The 17,765-nt window shown below is 63.6% G+C and carries 15 protein-coding genes; 1 reads left to right on the plus strand and 14 read right to left on the minus strand.

The window, feature by feature from the left end; genetic code table 11:
• The first annotated feature begins 63 nt into the window (after positions 1-63).
• Complete coding sequence (locus PSH81_RS14940) at positions 64-312, plus strand: hypothetical protein (RefSeq protein ID WP_305390970.1); 249 nt, start codon at positions 64-66, stop codon at positions 310-312.
• 74 nt (positions 313-386) lie between these two features.
• Here PSH81_RS14940 and PSH81_RS14945 read toward each other — a convergent pair whose 3' ends face one another.
• Genes PSH81_RS14945 through tssC form a run of 14 tightly spaced genes read right to left on the minus strand, consistent with a single transcriptional unit; the run spans position 387 to position 17,761 of the window.
• Positions 387-1,193 carry a serine/threonine-protein kinase gene (locus tag PSH81_RS14945; protein WP_305390971.1) on the minus strand — a complete coding sequence of 269 codons (807 nt, stop codon included), beginning with the start codon at positions 1,191-1,193 and terminating at the stop codon, positions 387-389.
• The gene (locus PSH81_RS14950) at positions 1,190-1,897 is read right to left on the minus strand and encodes a PP2C family serine/threonine-protein phosphatase (RefSeq protein WP_305390972.1); all 708 of its coding nucleotides are present in this window, start codon (positions 1,895-1,897) and stop codon (positions 1,190-1,192) included. Before PSH81_RS14950 ends, PSH81_RS14945 begins: the two co-directional genes overlap by 4 nt.
• A complete protein-coding gene (gene tssM, locus PSH81_RS14955; protein ID WP_305390973.1) occupies positions 1,894-5,226 on the minus strand; it encodes a type VI secretion system membrane subunit TssM in 3,333 nt (1,110 codons plus the stop codon). Before tssM ends, PSH81_RS14950 begins: the two co-directional genes overlap by 4 nt.
• 15 nt (positions 5,227-5,241) lie before the next feature.
• Positions 5,242-6,084: a type IVB secretion system protein IcmH/DotU gene (icmH, locus tag PSH81_RS14960; protein ID WP_226457337.1), complete on the minus strand. Its 843-nt coding sequence runs from the start codon at positions 6,082-6,084 to the stop codon at positions 5,242-5,244.
• A 5-nt stretch (positions 6,085-6,089) separates the two neighbouring features.
• Complete coding sequence (gene tssK / locus PSH81_RS14965; RefSeq protein WP_305390974.1) at positions 6,090-7,418, minus strand: type VI secretion system baseplate subunit TssK; 1,329 nt, start codon at positions 7,416-7,418, stop codon at positions 6,090-6,092.
• A 1-nt stretch (position 7,419) separates the two neighbouring features.
• Positions 7,420-7,887: a type VI secretion system lipoprotein TssJ gene (gene tssJ, locus PSH81_RS14970; RefSeq protein ID WP_226457336.1), complete on the minus strand. Its 468-nt coding sequence runs from the start codon at positions 7,885-7,887 to the stop codon at positions 7,420-7,422.
• 5 nt (positions 7,888-7,892) lie between these two features.
• Positions 7,893-9,002: a type VI secretion system-associated FHA domain protein TagH gene (tagH, locus tag PSH81_RS14975; RefSeq protein WP_305390975.1), complete on the minus strand. Its 1,110-nt coding sequence runs from the start codon at positions 9,000-9,002 to the stop codon at positions 7,893-7,895.
• Between the two features lie 16 nt (positions 9,003-9,018).
• Positions 9,019-9,150, minus strand: coding sequence for a type VI secretion protein (locus PSH81_RS14980; protein WP_305390976.1), 132 nt, complete (start codon positions 9,148-9,150; stop codon positions 9,019-9,021).
• Positions 9,151-9,192: 42 nt separating this feature from the next.
• Entirely contained in the window at positions 9,193-10,707 is a 1,515-nt protein-coding gene (locus tag PSH81_RS14985) for a sigma-54-dependent Fis family transcriptional regulator (protein WP_305390977.1), read from the minus strand.
• Complete coding sequence (locus PSH81_RS14990) at positions 10,704-13,127, minus strand: AAA family ATPase (protein WP_305390978.1); 2,424 nt, start codon at positions 13,125-13,127, stop codon at positions 10,704-10,706. The genes PSH81_RS14985 and PSH81_RS14990 overlap by 4 nt, the downstream gene beginning before the upstream one ends.
• A 12-nt stretch (positions 13,128-13,139) precedes the next feature.
• Positions 13,140-14,147 carry a type VI secretion system baseplate subunit TssG gene (gene tssG, locus PSH81_RS14995; RefSeq protein WP_305390979.1) on the minus strand — a complete coding sequence of 336 codons (1,008 nt, stop codon included), beginning with the start codon at positions 14,145-14,147 and terminating at the stop codon, positions 13,140-13,142.
• Entirely contained in the window at positions 14,111-15,880 is a 1,770-nt protein-coding gene (tssF, locus tag PSH81_RS15000) for a type VI secretion system baseplate subunit TssF (protein WP_305390980.1), read from the minus strand. Before tssF ends, tssG begins: the two co-directional genes overlap by 37 nt.
• A complete protein-coding gene (tssE, locus tag PSH81_RS15005; RefSeq protein WP_370694866.1) occupies positions 15,870-16,289 on the minus strand; it encodes a type VI secretion system baseplate subunit TssE in 420 nt (139 codons plus the stop codon). Before tssE ends, tssF begins: the two co-directional genes overlap by 11 nt.
• The gene (gene tssC / locus PSH81_RS15010; protein WP_226457329.1) at positions 16,286-17,761 is read right to left on the minus strand and encodes a type VI secretion system contractile sheath large subunit; all 1,476 of its coding nucleotides are present in this window, start codon (positions 17,759-17,761) and stop codon (positions 16,286-16,288) included. Before tssC ends, tssE begins: the two co-directional genes overlap by 4 nt.
• Positions 17,762-17,765 lie beyond the last annotated feature (4 nt).

Here is a 17,765-nt window from a genome sequence, read left to right on the forward strand (position 1 = left end):
CCTGAGCCCGGGTCGATCGGTAATATCTGCGAGGAAATCGGCTTCAGGGAAAAGAGGGTCAAAATGTCAGAAAAACCATCAGGAACCGTGCGCCCGATACTGCTCTACGTATTGCTGTGGCTGTGTGGGGTTTCATTGATGTTGATGATCAAGGACGTGGTGGAACAATTTACCGGTCAACTCGGCGACGATTCGATGGACTTGGCCACCGTCCTGGTCGCGTACGTGCTGTTGTTTACGCTCAAACCCATCAGGCACTGGAATGACCGGCGCCTGCGCAAACACTCCCGCCGCCGACAACTCGACCTGTAGTGATCGGGCTTGCCCGCGCTGGGGGGCGAAGCCGCCCCAAACGGGCCGCCGCGGTGTTTCAGCAAGACCGCGGGTTACAGCCATCCATGATGTGGCGTGCGGCGGATCACGTTGCGCAATTCGGCGACCGTGATGGCGCGACGCTCGGGGTCGGCGGTCAGTGCGGTCTTCAGCGCCGGCCAGCATTGCCTCGGCCATTGCCGGGGGCGGTTTTGAATATCGGTAGCGCGACTGCCCTGCGCCAGTTCGTACAACAGGCACGCCACGCCATACAGGTCGGCAGCGGCAGTCGGCACAGCGCCGTCGCGTAACTCCGGTGCGGCGTACGCCGGGGTCCATGCGTGGAAACGGTTGCGGCTCAGACTCGGCAAGCCCTGTTTCTGGCCATGGCCCAGACCGAAATCGAACAAGCGAACCCCCTCCTCGCCAAGCATCACATTGCCCGGCTTCAAATCACCGTGCAGCACGCCCTGCCCGTGGGCGTAAACCAACGCATCGAGCAATTGCACCGCCACGGGCTGCAACTCCCGCCAGGGCAGTCCGCCGGGACGCTCCAACAGCAGGCGGTCCAAAGTCATCCCGTGCAGCAACTCCAGGGTAAAAAGCGCGACCTGGCTGGCGGTATCGACCTCGAACGAAAACGCGCGGACGATCCGCTCATGGCGCAGGCTGCGGGTCAACGCAAACTCGCTGTACAACAGCACATGCGCATCGCTGGACTGGGTCAAACAGTCGCCCAGCAACTTCAACGCCACACGGGAACACGGCTCGCCAAATTGCTCGTGCAACAGATCGCGGGCGCGATACACGACGCCCATGCCACCGCGGCCCAGCTCCCGCTCCAACTGATACCGCCCGGCGAGCAGGCGTGCCTCGTTCATGCCTGCACCACAACGGCCGTCAGGTCATCCCGGGCGGGCCCGCGCAACACTTGGCTGAACAAACGGTCCACCATCTGTTGCGGCGAACCGTGGCCGATGGCACTGCCCAGTTCGCAGTGACTGAGCGCCTGGTACAAGCCATCGCTGCAGAGTAGGAATACATCACCGGGACGCGTGCAAAGTTCCAGGACCTCCAGCGCCAACGGCTCGCGCCCGCCCACCGCACGGGTCAAGGCTCTCGCATCCGGATGCGCCTGGGCCTGTTGGCGGTTGAGCTGCTGCTCGATCATCAAGCGCTCCTGCCAGGAGTGATCCCGCGACAACTGGTACAAACACTGCCCGCGCCACAGGTAACAACGGCTGTCGCCCGCCCACACGCAGGCGGCGCGACGGCCCTCCAGCAGCAACGCGACGACCGTGCTGCCCATCCGGCCGTGTGCGCGCTGCACGCCCAACTGCCGGTCGAGCCGTTGCAGGCAGCGGCGCATCGACTCGATCCGTTGCTCAAACGTGCCGCATTCGTTCAACCTGGCCAGAGTGTCGATGACTGCCTGGCTGGCAATATCGCCGGCCTGATGCCCACCCATGCCATCGGCCACCGCCCAGCAGCCTTGCTGCGGGCAATCGAGAAACGCATCCTCGTTGCGCATTCGCTGCTTGCCACGCTGCGTACGCCCGGCGCTGTGCCAAGCCGCGTGCGTCATAGCTGCTCCGGCAAACGGAACGTGCGCCATTCACCCAGCGGGAATGGGCTTGGCGTGCGCTGGCTGGTAAGCAGGAAAGTGGCGCGCAAACCCGCCAGGTCGGACTTGAGCAACTGCCCATCGCGACCACTCGCAGGCTCGCTCTGGAACAACTCGAGCAAGCGGAACCACGACCAGGCACCGGCATTTTTTTCCAACCCCAGCGGCCGCTCTGCGCCCCGTTCCAGGACCAGGCTGCTGCGGCCGTTTTGCGCCGCGACAGGCCACTCAAAGTGCATCGCCACGATAGGCCCGTGACGGTATTCCAACTGCCGATCACCCATGCGCAACACCGCCCGACTGGCAGCCTGGTCCAGGCTGTAGGGCGCCAAGCTGAATCGCACCTGCAAGTCGCCCTGGGCCTCGTTGAAGAAGCTGCGCCGAATCAGTTGCGCCTTGCTCAGTTGCGGCAACAGGCTGCGCGCCAGCGGCAGGCTGCGCCCGTCCAGGCCACGCAGGCGATAGCGCCCGCCATCGGCACTGACGAAGGGCCGCAGATAAGTCTCATGAAAGCGCGCCAGGATGCCTTGGGGCTTGAAAAACTCCTGAAAATCACTGAGAGCGACGTCGCTGGAGGCATGCGCATTGAAAGGGTAGCGCTGGCGGATCGCCTTGGCATACACACCGTACACCTCGCTTTGATAACGCTGGTTGACGTGCACATAGGCTTCGTCCAGCAAGTGCCGCCAACTGTCATCCGCCAAGCCTTCAACCCACGCCGAAAGCGGCAGCGGCAGGCGCGTGGCGACATCACGCAGATTGCCCAACCCATCCGGCTGCCCTTCCATGCGCCGCTTGACCCGTTGAAACGCCGCCTGCCCCGGCGAACTTTCACGGTGCAGCGCAACCAGTTGCAGGTGCAGTTCGTCAAGCTGGCGCAAGGCCTGGGTCAACTCGGCGCCGGGGTTGTGTTGTTCGTCGAGCAATTGGTGCAGCGGCTCGAAGCGCCGCTGCAAGGTGCGCCGGGCGGAATCCGCCGGCAACGGCCCGGCGAACTGGTTCAAGGTGTCCAGCCCGCCATTGGACGGCAGCAGGCGCGTATTTTCCCGCACCTGTTGCAGCAGTTGCACCAAGGGCGACTGGGCCGAAGTCAAGCGTGCAAGCCGCTCGGCATCCTCGCGCAGGCCATCGGTATCCGACAGGCGCACCTGGCCCAGCGCGTTGCCCCAGACATCGCCGTACTCACTGAAATAGCGCTGCTCCAACGCCAGCATCAGGCGGCGCAGATCGGCGGCGCTCAGGTCGGTGCCCTCGCCCAACACCCAGTTGTCCTGCGCAATCGCATTCACCAACCGTGGGCCCTGCGCCTCGAAATACTGCAGGAAACGCTTGGTGTAAAAACCCGGGATCGGTGGCTCGCTGGCAACCAGCCCGCGTCCTTCAGCCAGGCGCAACGGCTCCAGGCTGCGCGCCTGTTCACGCAACACCCGATACACCACGTCAGCCAGTGACTCGCCGCGCAGTGTCTGGCGGGCCTGAGCGACCAGCGCGTCATCGAGGGACGCCGCGAACGGTTGCGCCAACAGCCGCGCGAAATGTTGGTTCAACCGCTGCTGCACCGCGACCTCACCGGCATGCCGCACCGCCCAGGCCGCGCCCACACGCTCGGCCAACCACACCGAATCCCGACGCTCGTGCAGCGTCAGCATCAGATACGCACGCAGGTGGTCCAGCAGTTGTTCGCGTTCGCCCAGGCTGGCGCGTACCTGCGTTCCCAACAGCTCGATGACTTGCGGCAGCAATTGCTGCCGTAAGGCGTGTACGTAGGCATCGTCCAATACCGGCGCGCTCATCTTGCCCTGGTACAGGCCCAAACGTTCCACCCTCCGCACCTCTACCGGGAACACCTGGGTCGCCGCAAACAGGCGGTCCAACCGGGCAAGGGCGACCAGGCTGCTGTCCGTCTCCAGTGGGGTTGGCGGCGCAGGTCGGGCCAGCGCAACCAACTGCTCCAGGCGCTGATGGTTGAGTGAATAACTGTGCGTCCATAACACCGTGGCGCCTGCGAGTATCGCCGTTGCGGCGAGGGCCGCGCCGAGCTGGCGCCAACGAATGCGCTGGCGCTCGTCGCTATGCAACTGCGCAAAGTCAGCCTCGGCCACGATCACTTGGCGGAACAACCCCGGGACAAAGCGCCCCCGGGCGGCATCCGCGCTGGTCAAATACATACCGCGCAGGCCCTGGATGCGCTGGTAGCGATGGGCACAAAACGCCGATTCGATGAAGTGGCACAAGCGTTCGCCAAGCCTGGCGAGCTGCAGGGGAAAGTCCAGCATCAGGCCGCGCCGCTCGACATTGCGCTCCTGGTGCAAACGCTGGATCAACTCACCACTCAAGCGTTGCAGCAACCGCTCGAAGGCCTGGCGGACCTCGGGCATTTGCGTGCCCCCAGCCAGGGCTTGGCCAAACACAGGTGTTGCGACGTCACCTGTGGGCCCATCGAAGAACTCGACAAATCCCGGCAGTCGGTCGACCTTGGTCAACACCAACGTTACGGGCACATCCACATGCAGCGTCTGCCGGATCTCCTGCACACGGGAATACACCTGGCGCGCCAGCACGTCGAGGTCATGGGTGTTGCCGGCGAGCAGGCTGTCCACCGATAACGTCACCACTACGCCGTTGAGCGGGCTGGCCCGGCACCTGGCCCTGAGCAGGTGCAGCAAGGTCGACCACCCCGCGCCATCCACCGCCGCATCAGGCTGGGTCAGGTAACGACCAGGCGTATCGAGCAACACCGCCTGGTCGGCAAAATAGCCTTCACAGAATGGGGTGCGGCCCGAGCGCGCGGCGTCCAGGCGATCCAGCGGCGCCAGCAACCCGTTTGCCATCAACAGCTGGGTCTTGCCGCTGCCCTCCTCGCCAAGCAGCACGTACCAGGGCAATTCATTGCGCCAGCGCTGACGCTTGGCGCCATAGCAACCTGCACTTTTCAGCGCCTGCACGACCTCCTTGAAGCGCCCACGTACCTGGCGCCGCTCAGCGTCTACTCGCTGTCGGACATGCCGGGCCTGGTTCTCCGGGTTCTGGTGTTCCGAGTGCGGATTTTCCGGGCGATGGGTCTGGGCTTCACGGCGCCCACCGACCAAGACCATGGCGATGCCCCATAACAGCAACAGACTGCTGATCGTCACCCAGCGCGCCGACACGCCCTGCCAGAAGCGGTAGTCATCCACCGCCAGTAGAGGTCCGAACCACCACACCAACGCGGCGCTTAACAGCACCAGCAACAGGCTCCAAACCCAAACCCGACGCAGCACGCTGCCCGCGCTCTTGAAGAATGCGTTCATTGATTGCTCCCAGCGTTATAGGGGCGGCGGTGCCGCAGAATGAAAGGGTTGCAGCGCCGCCACACGTTCATTGCCCAGCACCCAGGCAAACCCCAGATACACAGCCAACAGACTGGCCACCAGCCCCACCCCCAGCCACGGGATGGAAAGCATGCGCAAGCGTCTGTTGCGCCAGTGCACCGGCTCAGGCGCGTGCATGGGCAGCGGATCACCGCGCACGTGCCGGATCTGCCGGTACAGCCCGTCACGCACGGCCTCAAGCTGCAACACACCACGCTCCATGACGCGGTATTTGCCCTCGAAACCAATCGACAGGCACAGGTACATCAACTCCAGCAGCGCGACGTTCTTGATCGGGTCCCGGGACAGGCGCTCCAGCATCTGGAAAAACTTCTCGCCCCCAAAGGTTTCGTGGTGAAAGCGGCTCAACAGGCTCATCTTCGACCACTCGCCGCGACTGTCCCATTGCGCGGTGAGTACGCTTTCATCGATGACGCAGCACAAGACGTAACAGGCCGCCTCCACCTGGGCGCTCTCCACACCGTGATGTTGCGCGTGCCGTTCAAACCCGCTGACCGCTGCCGACAGCCGCTCGTTAAGGGCGCCCAGGCTTTCACGCCCGACGCGACCTTTGAGCTGAGCCGCCTCGACCAGCAACTCCCAGGCACCCGCTACCAGCGGGTTGGGCCCCAGGTCAAAGGTTTGCGCGCCGTGCAAACGGGCGGCGTAGATCATGCGGTCTTCCAACTGCTCAAAACGTGGCGGTGAGGGGTAGTCCGTCAATGCCGCCTGCGCGGGGCCGCGACCGTCGCGGTCAAGCAGGATGGTTTTCTCATCGGCCGGGTAAGTGTTGTCCATGGTGTTCAGTTCCTGATGGCCCAGAAGTTCAGTTGCAGCTCGGCAAATTCGCCGCTGACATGGAAGGCAAAGCCGCCCGAATGCTCCAGCTGCGCAATGTCACGGGCAGTGAGTTCGAGCATGAAATACGTCTTGCCGGCATGAAACGGCAACTGGCGCGGCGCCACCGGCAGCGGCTGGAGCCGGATGCCCGCCAGATGCAGGTTGACCAGCTCGCGGATGCGTTCGACGGGCCCGACCTTGAGGTGCGTTGGCAGGCGATTGCGCAGCGCTTCGCCGTCGCATCCGGCGGTGGCCGCCAAAATGAAGGTCGCGCGGCCAAGCAGCTTCAGATCGCTGACCGGGCATACCAGCACCCCGTACTGGCGTTGCTGCAATTCCAACTCGATGGCCTGTTGTTCCAGCACCATCGACAGCACGCTGCGCAAGCCGTCCATCAGGCCGCGAAAACTCGCGCCCTGATCGCTGTGCTGATAGTGCACGTCCCATTCACAACGCTTGCTGTCACAGGCAAAGGACGACAATTCGCCAAGCAACGCCAACAACTCGCGATACAGCGTGTGCGGACGCACCTGAGGCTGGCTCGCGTAATGGCGCAACACGGGCTCCGTACGATTGATCAGTTGCAGTAGCAAAAAATCGCCAACCTGTGTCGCCGCGGCCGCACCGTTGCCACGAATGCGCTCGGCCAGCGCATCACCACGGCTGGCCAACAGGCTGATCACCTCCTGTAAACACGCCGCCCAGTAGCCACGGGCTGGCAGGTGGATGAAGGTCGGGGTGAAATCGGTGTCCAGGCTCACCCCGCCTTCGCTTGTGCAACCCACGATCTCGGCCACCTTGAGTGTCACCAGCGACGGATCGGCGAACTGTGCACCCGCCACCAGGCGCAGGTCCGGGCGCGCGCAGTCGAGCCGACACTCGGATTCGCCGCCCGCATTGGCGTCGCGCGCCTGAACCTCGCAACTGACATAGCGCGCCAGCACGTCGACCTGCTCCGGCCTACGGGTTTCGACCTGGTTGCCGGTGGCCAACGGCAACGCCAGGTAAACACCTTGCGGGCCGCTGTTGGCCGCGACCTGCAAGACCAACGGTGGCATCGCCCCGTCAAGTTCAAACAGGCTGCCATCGGGCAACACACCACGGGCTTGGCTGACGACCAGCTTGCCCAGGTTGAGGTACTGCAAGTCCAGCTCAAGGCTCAAGAAGCCCCAGGCGTCGGGCGTGAGCAAACGGCTCCGGTTGAGCTGCTGTTGGTAGTAACGGTCGTTGTGTTGAAGGTGCTGGGGGCGCAAGAGCATGCCTTCCTGCCAAATGACGTTATGCACCTGCATCTCAGCGTTCCTCCACGCCGATCTGGCGCACACCCAGTTCGTCCAGGATCAGCGCTGCGTGGGTTCGCCGTTGCGGGGCCACGGGCACCACCACGCGCCACTGCACTTGCGGGAGGTCGCGATATGCGGCCAGCACGCCCACGTAGCGACTCTGCGGTGCAACGCTGAGCTTGAGGGCCAGGTGTTCGCCAGGCTGCAATTGGAGCTCCTCGCTGCTCACCCAATCCTTGGGCAATATCTGCTCGGCACGTTCATAGAGACTGAAAAAATCGCTGTTTTCAAAGGCCACCGGCTGGCGCAGTTCCAGCAAGCGCACCACCACGGGCGAGGGACGCCCATGCAAGTCGGGGTTGAGCCGCTCGCCGGCGGCCAGGCTCAAGTCCAGCTTGGTCAGTGTCGAAAACGGCGACAGGCTGCTGCACGCAGTCAGCAGCGTGAGCAACAGGGTTGTGAGGCATATTCGATACATGGACATCATCCCGGGTAGGCAGCATGCAAGGTGGCGATCAGGCGCAATTGCTCCTGGTAAGCCGTGGAAAAATCCCGGCCAAGCTCACGTTCGCCCGGCGCCTGCGCGTCGAGCAGTTGCTGGTAATAACGTTGATAGGCACGCCAGCGCGCACCGTCAGTGAGCAGCCTGGAGCGCTTGGCCTGGTGTTCGAGACGGCGTTGCAGGTAGTCCGGCGCGAACGCCTGATGTGCACCCCGCAGAGCGGCGCGGCACGCGGCGAGCATTGCCACCTGATGTGCCTGCAGGTCACGGAACACCTGGGCCACGGATTGCTGCGCCGATAGTTCACCCAGTGCGCCGTCGCCCAGCAACGCCTGCAACGCCGCCTCGACGCCCTGGCAGTCGTGCAAGGGGTTGTGGCTGATGCCGGGGCTGTGGGCGGTCCCCAGGCGCAATTCGCGTTTGAGTTCCTCGCAGGTGCGCACGCACTGCTGCACGTCATCGAGGGTGTGCTTGAGCAAGCTTGCGACCTTGATCGCCAATGCCTCGCGGCCAGGGGTGTCGAGGCTGTCCAGAGGCATGCCCAGGGCCTGGGCAAAGTGGCTCCAGAACAACCCATCGTCCGCAGGTGCAATCGGCTGCGGCACGAGTGCGTCATGTACGGGTTTGGCCAGCGTCGGCGGCACCAGATAGTCCGACTCCGGCGCGCCCCGCTCTACCCAGGCAGAGTCAGGGACCAGCTGCGGCTCGATCAACGGCTGCAGGCCGTGCGTCAGGAACGCATCATCGGGAATCGGCCCGCCTTCAGCCTGGCGCGGCCTTGATTCCACCAATCGAGCCCGGATTGCCAGCGGGCCGAACTCGAAGAGGTTGCCATCGTTGATAAGGTGTGGCTGCCCCTTGCGCAAACGCTCGACGCTACCCGCCAGCCCGATGCCGTTGCTGCTGATGTCGGTGAGGAAATACCGACCATCCCGGTAACTGACAACCCCATGCTGACCGGAGAGCACACGACTGCAATCGGGGATCACCCAGTCACAGCCATTGCCACGGCCGATCACGCCGCCTGCGCCGTCGAATACCTTGCGCGCCACTCCAGGGCCGTCGCCACTGGCTTCCAAGACTAATTGCATACCAGACCTCCGCCGTTCACTGGCCACGACGGCTGAGCTGGGAGTCACCCAACGGGCGGTAGTCGGCGTCATCAAACACGTAATTGGCGTTGCAGCCGCTGAGCAGCAACACGACAAGCACCAGGGCTCGCCAAGGACGATCAGGCATGGGGTCTCTCCGCAAAAAAAGTAAGTCATCAACGCGTGCCACTCAGCGCTCCTCCTGGGCATCGCGGCACGGGATATTCAGGCGCGCCAGGCGATACAGCAGCGTGCGCCGGGCGACACCCAGCTCACGTGCAGTGCGGGTGCGATTGCCGCGGTTCTTGTGCAGGCAATCGATCAGGAAGACCCGTTCGACCCGCTCCAGGCGCTGGCGCAGCGTCGCATCCAGCACCGCCGACGCAGCTGTCGGCAATCCGAGGTGCGCCGGCAAAATCACCCCGTCATCGCTCAACAACACGGCGCGTTCCACCAGGCACTTGAGTTCACGCACGTTGCCGGGAAAACCGTGTGCCGACAGTTGATCAATCGCCGCACTCGACCACGCCACCGCAGCTTTGCCCAGCGCTGCGCAGGCCTGCTCGGCAAAGTGCCGTGCCAGCAACAGCACGTCGCCGTCACGGGCGCGCAACGCGGGCAACTCGATAGGAAACTGCGCCAGGCGGTAGTACAGGTCTTCGCGAAAACTGCCCTGGGCGACCATGGCCGCGAGGTCGCGATGGGTGGCGGCGATGATCCGCACGTCGACCTTGTGCGCGACGCTGGCACCGAGTGGGCGAATCTCACCCTCTTGCAGTACCCGCAGCAGCTTGGCTTGCAGTGACAACGGCATGTCACCGATCTCGTCCAACAGCAGCGTGCCGCCGTGCGCCGTGTCAAACAGCCCAGGATGGTTGCGCTCGGCACCCGTGAAAGCGCCCTTGCGATAGCCGAACAACTCGCTTTCCAGCAAGCCTTCCGGAAACGCGGCACAGTTCTGCACCACAAAGGCCTTGGCGCTGCGCGGACCGCTGGCGTGGATCGCGCGGGCTACCACCTCCTTGCCGGTGCCGGTCTCGCCACGCAGCAATACGGTGTAGGGGGTGTGCTGGACCTTGCCGATCAAGCGGCAGGTTTCCTCCATCGCCGCGCTGGCACCGATCAGGCCATAGGTGCTGGGGGGTGGCACGTTGAGCAACGGCAGGCAATCCGCGTGGCGAGGGTGCAGACGTCGCAACAACACCCGTTGATTGAGGGCAAAACTGCCCAGGTGCGCCAGCGCCGGCGCGTGCCCCTGCAACGCCGCTTTACGTTGGCTGGCGCAGAGCAATACGCCCACGGTGGCCCGGCATCGGTTGAACAGCGGCACACCGATCAACGTGCGCCAAGGGGCTGCTGTCGCCGGCAAAAACGCACCGTCATACGGGCTGTCGCCCAAGTCATCCAGGCACAGGGCACTACGCTGGTCGAGCACGACGTGCAACAACTGTTCGTGCCGCCAATCGCTGTTGCCCGTCGCCACCGCTTCGGCAAAATGCTGGGCAATCAGCGCCAGTTGCCCGCTTGCCTCATCAAGACCATACAACTGACTGAGTTCGCATTGGCTCAGTTGTGCCGCCGCGTCCACGCACAGGCGCGTAAGGCGCTGGTCGTCGTTTTCCAGGCCCAGGCGGGTGATCCAGCCCAGCAGGGTTTCGGCGTAGGCCAGGGGTTCGGGCAATTGGCTGAATAAGGTCGGCATCATTGGCTGAACTCACAGAGCGGCGCGCCGTGCTCATCCAGTCGCGCATGGACGTGCGCCAGGCACTCGCCACTGGACATCGCCGCGAGCAGCCGATCGGCCATCTGCGGCAGCAACCGGGTCTCGATCCACGCGTCGATGTAGCGCGCACCGCTGTCGTTATGCACGCAACGCTCGGCCATGTGCGCCACCAGTTCAGGTGTGTAGGTGAAGGTCAGCTGGCGCAACTGCAAACGCTGGCCAAGACGCTCGAGCTTGAGGCGGGCCACGTCATGCAAGACTGCGCCGGTTATCGGGTAGTACGGCACAACGCGCATGCGCGCCAGCAGCGCCGGTTTGAAATGGGCGCTCAGCAACGGTTGAAGCTGCGCTTGCAGCACCTCGATCCCCGGTCGCCGGCCGTCGGCGCACAGTGCGTTGATGTGCGCGCTGCCAAGGTTGGAGGTCATCAGGATCAGGGTGTTGCGAAAATCAATCGCCCTGCCCTCGCCGTCATTGGCGCGGCCCTTGTCGAACACCTGATAAAACAGGTTCAACACCTCCGGATCGGCCTTCTCGACCTCATCGAGCAGCACCACCGAGTAAGGCCGCTGGCGCACCGCCTCGGTCAGTACGCCGCCCTCGCCGTAGCCGACGTAGCCCGGCGGTGCGCCGATCAAGCGGGACAACGAGTGCCGCTCCTGGTACTCGGACATATTGAGGGTGGTGACAAAACGTTCACCGCCATACAACGCCTCGGCCAAGGCCAATGCGGTTTGCGTCTTGCCCACGCCACTGGGCCCCACCAGCAGGAACACGCCCACGGGCGAGTCGGCATTGTTGAGCCCCGCCGCAACGGCCCGCAGGCTGCGGTCAAGCGCCTGTACGGCGTGCTCCTGGCCGAGGATGCGGGCGCGCAGGAACTCGGCAAACCCCAGAACCTTGTCGTTGTGTTCAAGGGCCAGTTGTTCGACGGGAATGCCGGTCCAGGCGCTGATGACGTCGGCGATCAGGCGCGGGCATACCTGCGGTTTACGTGGCGGCGGCACGTCTTGCGCCAACGCGAGACAGGCTTGATCGATGCTCTCCAGTTGCTGGCTCACCGCCTGCAGCGCCGTCGTATCGATGGGCAGCCCGGCCTGTGCGTCCCGTGTCAGCGCGAGTTGCTGGCGCGTGGCTTCGGCGCGCTCAGCGTGCAGCCGCTGCAGCGCCTCGGGCGGCATCGCCAGTTGGGTGCGCAGCCGCGCGCAGGCAGTGTCGAGCACATCCACGGCCTTGTCCGGCAACTGGCGCCCCACCAGGTAACGAGCGCTCAACTGTGCGGCGGCGACCACCGCATCATCCCGCACATACACGCCGTGGCTACTCTCGTACGCCGGCACCAACCCGCGCAGGATCGACACCGTCTGGGTAACACTGGGCTCGTCGACCAGCACCGGCTGGAAACGCCGGGCCAGGGCCGGGTCTTTTTCGATGTAGCGCTTGTACTCCGACCAGGTAGTGGCCGCGATGGTGCGCAACTCCCCACGGGCCAGGGCGGGCTTGAGCAGGTTGGCGGCATCATTGCCGCCCACTTGGCCACCCGCGCCCACCAGGGTATGCGCCTCGTCGACAAACAAGATCACCCGGCGTGGCGAGGCGTGCACCTCGTCGATCACGCCCTTGAGACGGCGCTCGAATTCACCCTTGATGCTCGCGCCCGCTTGCAGCAAGCCCATGTCCAGGCTCAGCAGGCGCACGTCCTTGAGCGGCTCCGGCACCTGCGTCGCGACCACGCGCAGGGCCAGCCCTTCCACCACGGCGGTTTTACCGACGCCAGCCTCGCCCACCAGGATCGGGTTGTTTTTGCGCCGACGCATCAGGATGTCGATCAACTGGCGGATTTCAACATCGCGACACAGCACCGGGTCGATTTGCCCTTCACGGGCCTGCTGCGTCAGGTCATGGGTAAACCGTTGCAACATCGACTCCACCACCGGCTGCCCGGCTGGGCTGCTGTGGCTCAGGACAAAATCGCGCACACGCTCGGCGTCCAAACCTGCCAACACCCGCTGATAGCCGTTGCCCGCGTGCTCCAGCGGATGACGCAGCAGCGCCAGCAACAGTGCGCCGTGATCCACCTCGTGCTGACCGAGCTCCACATGCGCAAGCATTGACGCCTGTTGCAACCAGCGCACCAACGGTGGGGCAAAGACCGGATTGCGCGTGGCATGTTGTTCGCTCTTGGGTTGCAGCAGCGCATGCAGGTCGCTCACTGCCACACCGGCGTCCGCCAGGGCCTTGCCGACTAGCCCGTCGGCATGTTCCAGCAGCACCAGCAGCAGGTCTTCCACCAGCACTTCGCGGCCACCGCGGTTGACACAACGCTCGGCGGCACGCTCCAGGTCGCCACGCGTGCGGGCGGTCAACGTCTGGATAAGTTGTTGCAAGTCGATATTCATCATCACCCTTGATCCTTAATGAAGGTTGCCGGCCAGCGTGACCACGCCGTCGGCGCGCTCGTGCCCCAGCCAAGTGGTCCAGCCCAGACGACACACATTGCGTTCGCCGATATGCAACGCGCGGATTTCGCCCTCGGCCAGCCCCAGCCTCAGGTCATAGGCCAACGGGTCGCGCACGGTCAGCCGCACCAGCGCACACAGCGGCTGGTAGCCCGCACCGAACGGCAGGAACTCATGGAAGCGCTGCCAATCGAGCCCGACGATATGCACCCTGAACTTGCCGCTACGGTCGGCAACCCGTTCGCCCAATACCGAGTCCAGGCCAAGTCCATGATTGGCCTGGCCCAACCGGGTGAGCTGACACGGCGCGATCAGCACGCTGCGCGCCACCCACTGCTCGATAAACAAGCGGTGGTGCTTGAAGTAGTACCGCAGCACGGTCTCGATCAACGCCGCCGAATGCGCGCGCAGGCTCAACAGCCCGAGATACGGCAGCAATCGCTTGCAATCGAGTGGCGCGGCTTCGCGGATCGCCGGACCGCCCAAGCCCACCAAGGCAAACATCTGCTCGGAGAAGGCATCACCGGCGCCACTGCGAAACCGAGCCTGGTAGCGATACTTGCGCCAGATCGGCAGCAACAGCCGGTGCAGGCGATGTTGAAACAGGTTGAGAAAATCCCGCGTGGTGTTGCCTCCCGCCTGCTCGGCGTAGGCCTGATCGCCGTAGAACGCCGGCAGTGGCGAGCCCGCGCCAAACAGCCCGAGCACATTCAGGCGCAGACGTGCGCGCAACTGGCCGTGCTCGGTGAAAAACTCCACGCGGTCAATGTCGTGCCCGGCAAATCCCAGGCCCGGGTTGGCGACAAATTCCAACTGGTCGTACAGCGTGTCCTCATCCAGCAAAGGATGGGCTTCACGCAAATGCTCAATCACCTGCAACACCGCCTGGTACAGCGAGTACTCGCGGATGCTGCGCGACAGCGGGGTTAAAGCACGGGCTGCTGGCCCATCCGGGGTGGCCATAGATACACATCTCCTTGTGTGCTGATGACGCGAAGTTCGTGGTACGAATTGAGGCTGGCGTACAACGCGAAAAACTCATTGAGGACCGAGGCGAATACAAACACTTCGCCTTGGCCGAGAAAGCCCTGAGGGTCGATGCCCAGGTCGACGCGCAGACCGCGAACGGGCAAGCCTCGATACAAGCGGTCGACGGCGGAGTGACTGATGGAGCGCAAGGCGTCCAGGCGTCGACGGCTGACCTTCTGTGCCTGGCGGTCGTGGTAACGCGGCAGGTCGTAGGTTTCGAGGATGACCTTCAGTGCGTTGATGTCAGTCAGCGACAGGTAGTTGAGCGACATGTGGCTGATCAGCTTCCACAGGAAGTCCTGGTCCAGGGGCGGAGCAAAGCTCTGGGTCGGTACGCTGATATTGCGGAACGCGATAAATTCCGGAGTTTGTTCGCAGGCCCTGTTGATCTCGCCGACTTGCAGTTGCCGCGGCAGGTTGTGGTTGGTGCACGTCAGCTCAACCGACAGGGTTTCCTGCTCATGCCCACGCCCACTCCTCACCACCAGCCAGGTATCCAACCCGCCATGCTGAGCCGAGGACCGTTGGCGCACGGTGTAACTTGCTGGTTTTGCGCAGTCATCAGCGTCATGTTCAAACGATTCGAACGGCACGTAGGCCTGGTAACCCAAGCCGCCTGGCCGCCACCCGGTGACGCTGTCCACGGAAAACACACTGGCGGTGCCCTGGGTGAACTCACCCGGCAACAGCAGGTATTCATCCCTCTTTGCGTCCAGTCGAACCGGCACCGCGTCGTGCTGGAACAGGTTGACGATGGGCGTGCAGTACAGCTTCACATTGTCCAGCGTCGGCGCTTGCAGGACCGCCCCGCGCGCCCGCAGGTCAAAGCGCAATACCAGACTGCGAGTCTGTTTCAGCACTGCGGCGGGCAGCGTGTGCAGCGCCTCCAGCCCCTCGATGTCGACAAACAGGTACTTCTCGGGAAATGCGAAGTACTCCTGCAAATGGCGATAGCCACGGAAGGTATTCTGCGGATAAGGGATCAGCGCCTGATCTTCGGCAAACCCTACGGGGCGCACATGGTCCGGGCGCAGCCGCAACACGGCCGCGTCCGTGACCGGGCTCCCATGTTGATCCAGCAGCACCAACTCGATGCCATCCAGGTGCCGCAGCAGGCTGAGATACAAGCCCTGACTAATGTAGCGATCACCGGCCAGGTGCAGACGCAGGGCGTCGAATACCAGCTCGCTGAAATTGCCCTGGGCGCACATGTCCAGGCGCAGGCTCATCAGCCCGCGTTCGCCTCTGGCAACGTAATCCAGCGCACCGAGTTGCAGCGGCATGATCCGCGTGGCGTAGCAGGTGCGAAAACGACAGCGCTGCCCATTCACCCCCACACTCTCCACGGCAGTGTCCCGGGCCACCTGAACGGCGTGCCCGGCACGCTTGAGCGGGTCGAACTGCAAGATGCTGAACGCCGGTAACGGACGCATGTAGTTGGGCCACAACAAATGCATCAACGAGTGAGTCAGCTCGGGCAACTCGTCATCCAGCTTCTGGCGCAAGCGCCCGGTGAGAAACGCGAAGCCTTCGAGCAATCGCTCCACATCCGGGTCCTGCCCGGCATCCGCCAGAAACGGCGCCAGGGCCGGGTTGCGCTCGGAGAAACGTCGGCCAAGCTGGCGCAAGGCGCTGAGTTCGCTTTGGTAGTAACGGTTAAATGCCATCGGGCAGCACCTCGACATGGCCACCGTCACTCAGCCGCGCGCAGAAGGCGACGGGCTGGGTGATGCCATCGACGGTCAGCAAGGCTTCAACCGCGAATGCCAGGGCCAGGGGGTTGCGATCACGGGGCAACAACCGGACCTGGACATTGGCCAGGCGAGGCTCGTAGGCCTGGATAAAACCCTCGATTTGCAGGCGCGACTGGCTCAATGACTCATGCAAACTGCGACGCATGTCATTGAAATCGGGCAAGCCGTAGTCCGGCAGCGTCTGCACGCTGCCAGTACGGGTACTGAGCATTTTCCCCAGGTGGGCGGCGACGCAGGTCACCCGTGATGCACCGCTGGGCGTCGGCTGCTCGAGACGCTCGAACAGGCTGCGGTGATCGTTCACCCCTTGGCCGGCACTCATGCTTTGTCGAGCTTGCCGACCAGGGACAGAGTGAAGTCCGCCCCCATGTACTTGAAGTGCGGGCGCACGCTGAGGTTGACGCGATACCAGCCGGGTTCGCCCTCGACATCACTGACCACAATCCGCGCAGCCCGCAACGGCCGCCGGCCACGCACTTCGGCGCTGGGGTTCTCCTGGTCGGCGACGTATTGGCGAATCCACTTGTTGAGCTCCAACTCCAGGTCCGTGCGCTCCTTCCAGGAGCCCAGCTGTTCGCGCTGCAAGACCTTGAGGTAATGGGCCAGGCGGTTGACCACCATCATGTAGGGCAACTGCGTACCCAGGCGGTAGTTCAACTCCGCTTCCTTGCCTTCGGCGCTGATGCCGAAGTGCTTGGGTTTTTGCACCGAGCTGGCGGAAAAGAACGCTGCGTTGTCACTGCCCTTGCGCATGGTCAGGGCGATGAACCCCTCCTCGGCCAGCTCGTATTCGCGACGGTCGGACACCAATACTTCCGTGGGAATCTTGGTTTCGATTTCGCCCATGCTGTGGAAATGATGCAGCGGCAGGTCCTCTACCGCCCCGCCGCTTTGCGGGCCGATGATGTTCGGGCACCAGCGAAAGCGCGCGAAACTGTCGGTCAGGCGCGTGGCAAAGGCGTAGGCGGTATTGCCCCACAGGTAGTGCTCATGGCTGTTGACCACGTTTTCTTGATAGGCAAAGGTCTTGACCGGGTTTTCCAGCGGATCGTATGGCGTGCGCAGCAGGAATCGCGGCACGGTGAGGCCTATGTAGCGCGCGTCCTCGCTCTGGCGAAAGCTCTGCCATTTGGCAAACTGCGGGCCTTCGAAATGATCCTTGAGGTCCTTCAGGTCCGGCAGCCCGGTAAAGCTTTCCAGGCCAAAGAAACCCGGCCCCGCCGAAGCGATAAAGGGCGCGTGGGCCATGCAGGCGACGCTGGCGGCGTACTGCATGAGCTTGACGTCCGGAGCGCTGGGTGACAGGTAGTAATTGGCAATGATCGCGCCCACGGGCTGGCCGCCAAACTGGCCGTATTCGGCACTGTAGATATGTTTGTAAAGGCCGGACTGGGTGATTTCCGGCGAGTCCTCGAAGTCGTCGAGCAGATCCTGACGGGCGACATTCAACAGCTCGATCTTGATGTTTTCGCGAAAATCGGTGCGCTCGACCAACAGCTGCAAGCCCTTCCACGCCGATTCCAGTGCCTGGAATTCGGGGTGATGCAGGATCTCATCGATTTGCTGGCTGAGCTTGGTGTCGATCTCGGTGATCATCCGGTCGACCAGGCGTTTTTTCACCGGCTCGCCGCTGTTGTGCGGCTTGACCAGTTCTTCGATAAACGCCGCGACACCGCGCTTGGCAATGCCATAGGCCTCGTCATCGGCGCTCAGCAGTGTCTGTGCGATGATGTGATCGAGAATGCTGGCGTCGCTGCTCAGAGGCTGGGGTTGGAGGTGTGTTTGGGTGGTCATGCAT

Source organism: Pseudomonas sp. FP2335, assembly GCF_030687535.1.
Classification (GTDB): Bacteria; Pseudomonadota; Gammaproteobacteria; order Pseudomonadales; family Pseudomonadaceae; genus Aquipseudomonas.

What these genes read in the sequence shown, in the direction of transcription:
- PSH81_RS14985 (WP_305390977.1), bottom strand. Translation starts at nt 10,707, where the DNA reads ATGATGCCGACCTTATTCAGCCAATTGCCCGAACCCCTGGCCTACGCC.
- PSH81_RS14945 (WP_305390971.1), bottom strand. Translation starts at nt 1,193, where the DNA reads ATGAACGAGGCACGCCTGCTCGCCGGGCGGTATCAGTTGGAGCGGGAG.
- PSH81_RS14980 (WP_305390976.1), bottom strand. Translation starts at nt 9,150, where the DNA reads ATGCCTGATCGTCCTTGGCGAGCCCTGGTGCTTGTCGTGTTGCTGCTC.
- tssF (WP_305390980.1), bottom strand. Translation starts at nt 15,880, where the DNA reads ATGGCATTTAACCGTTACTACCAAAGCGAACTCAGCGCCTTGCGCCAG.
- tssC (WP_226457329.1), bottom strand. Translation starts at nt 17,761, where the DNA reads ATGACCACCCAAACACACCTCCAACCCCAGCCTCTGAGCAGCGACGCC.
- tssJ (WP_226457336.1), bottom strand. Translation starts at nt 7,887, where the DNA reads ATGTATCGAATATGCCTCACAACCCTGTTGCTCACGCTGCTGACTGCG.
- tssM (WP_305390973.1), bottom strand. Translation starts at nt 5,226, where the DNA reads ATGAACGCATTCTTCAAGAGCGCGGGCAGCGTGCTGCGTCGGGTTTGG.
- tssE (WP_370694866.1), bottom strand. Translation starts at nt 16,289, where the DNA reads ATGAGTGCCGGCCAAGGGGTGAACGATCACCGCAGCCTGTTCGAGCGT.
- PSH81_RS14940 (WP_305390970.1), top strand. Translation starts at nt 64, where the DNA reads ATGTCAGAAAAACCATCAGGAACCGTGCGCCCGATACTGCTCTACGTA.
- tagH (WP_305390975.1), bottom strand. Translation starts at nt 9,002, where the DNA reads ATGCAATTAGTCTTGGAAGCCAGTGGCGACGGCCCTGGAGTGGCGCGC.
- tssG (WP_305390979.1), bottom strand. Translation starts at nt 14,147, where the DNA reads ATGGCCACCCCGGATGGGCCAGCAGCCCGTGCTTTAACCCCGCTGTCG.
- PSH81_RS14990 (WP_305390978.1), bottom strand. Translation starts at nt 13,127, where the DNA reads ATGATGAATATCGACTTGCAACAACTTATCCAGACGTTGACCGCCCGC.
- PSH81_RS14950 (WP_305390972.1), bottom strand. Translation starts at nt 1,897, where the DNA reads ATGACGCACGCGGCTTGGCACAGCGCCGGGCGTACGCAGCGTGGCAAG.
- icmH (WP_226457337.1), bottom strand. Translation starts at nt 6,084, where the DNA reads ATGGACAACACTTACCCGGCCGATGAGAAAACCATCCTGCTTGACCGC.
- tssK (WP_305390974.1), bottom strand. Translation starts at nt 7,418, where the DNA reads ATGCAGGTGCATAACGTCATTTGGCAGGAAGGCATGCTCTTGCGCCCC.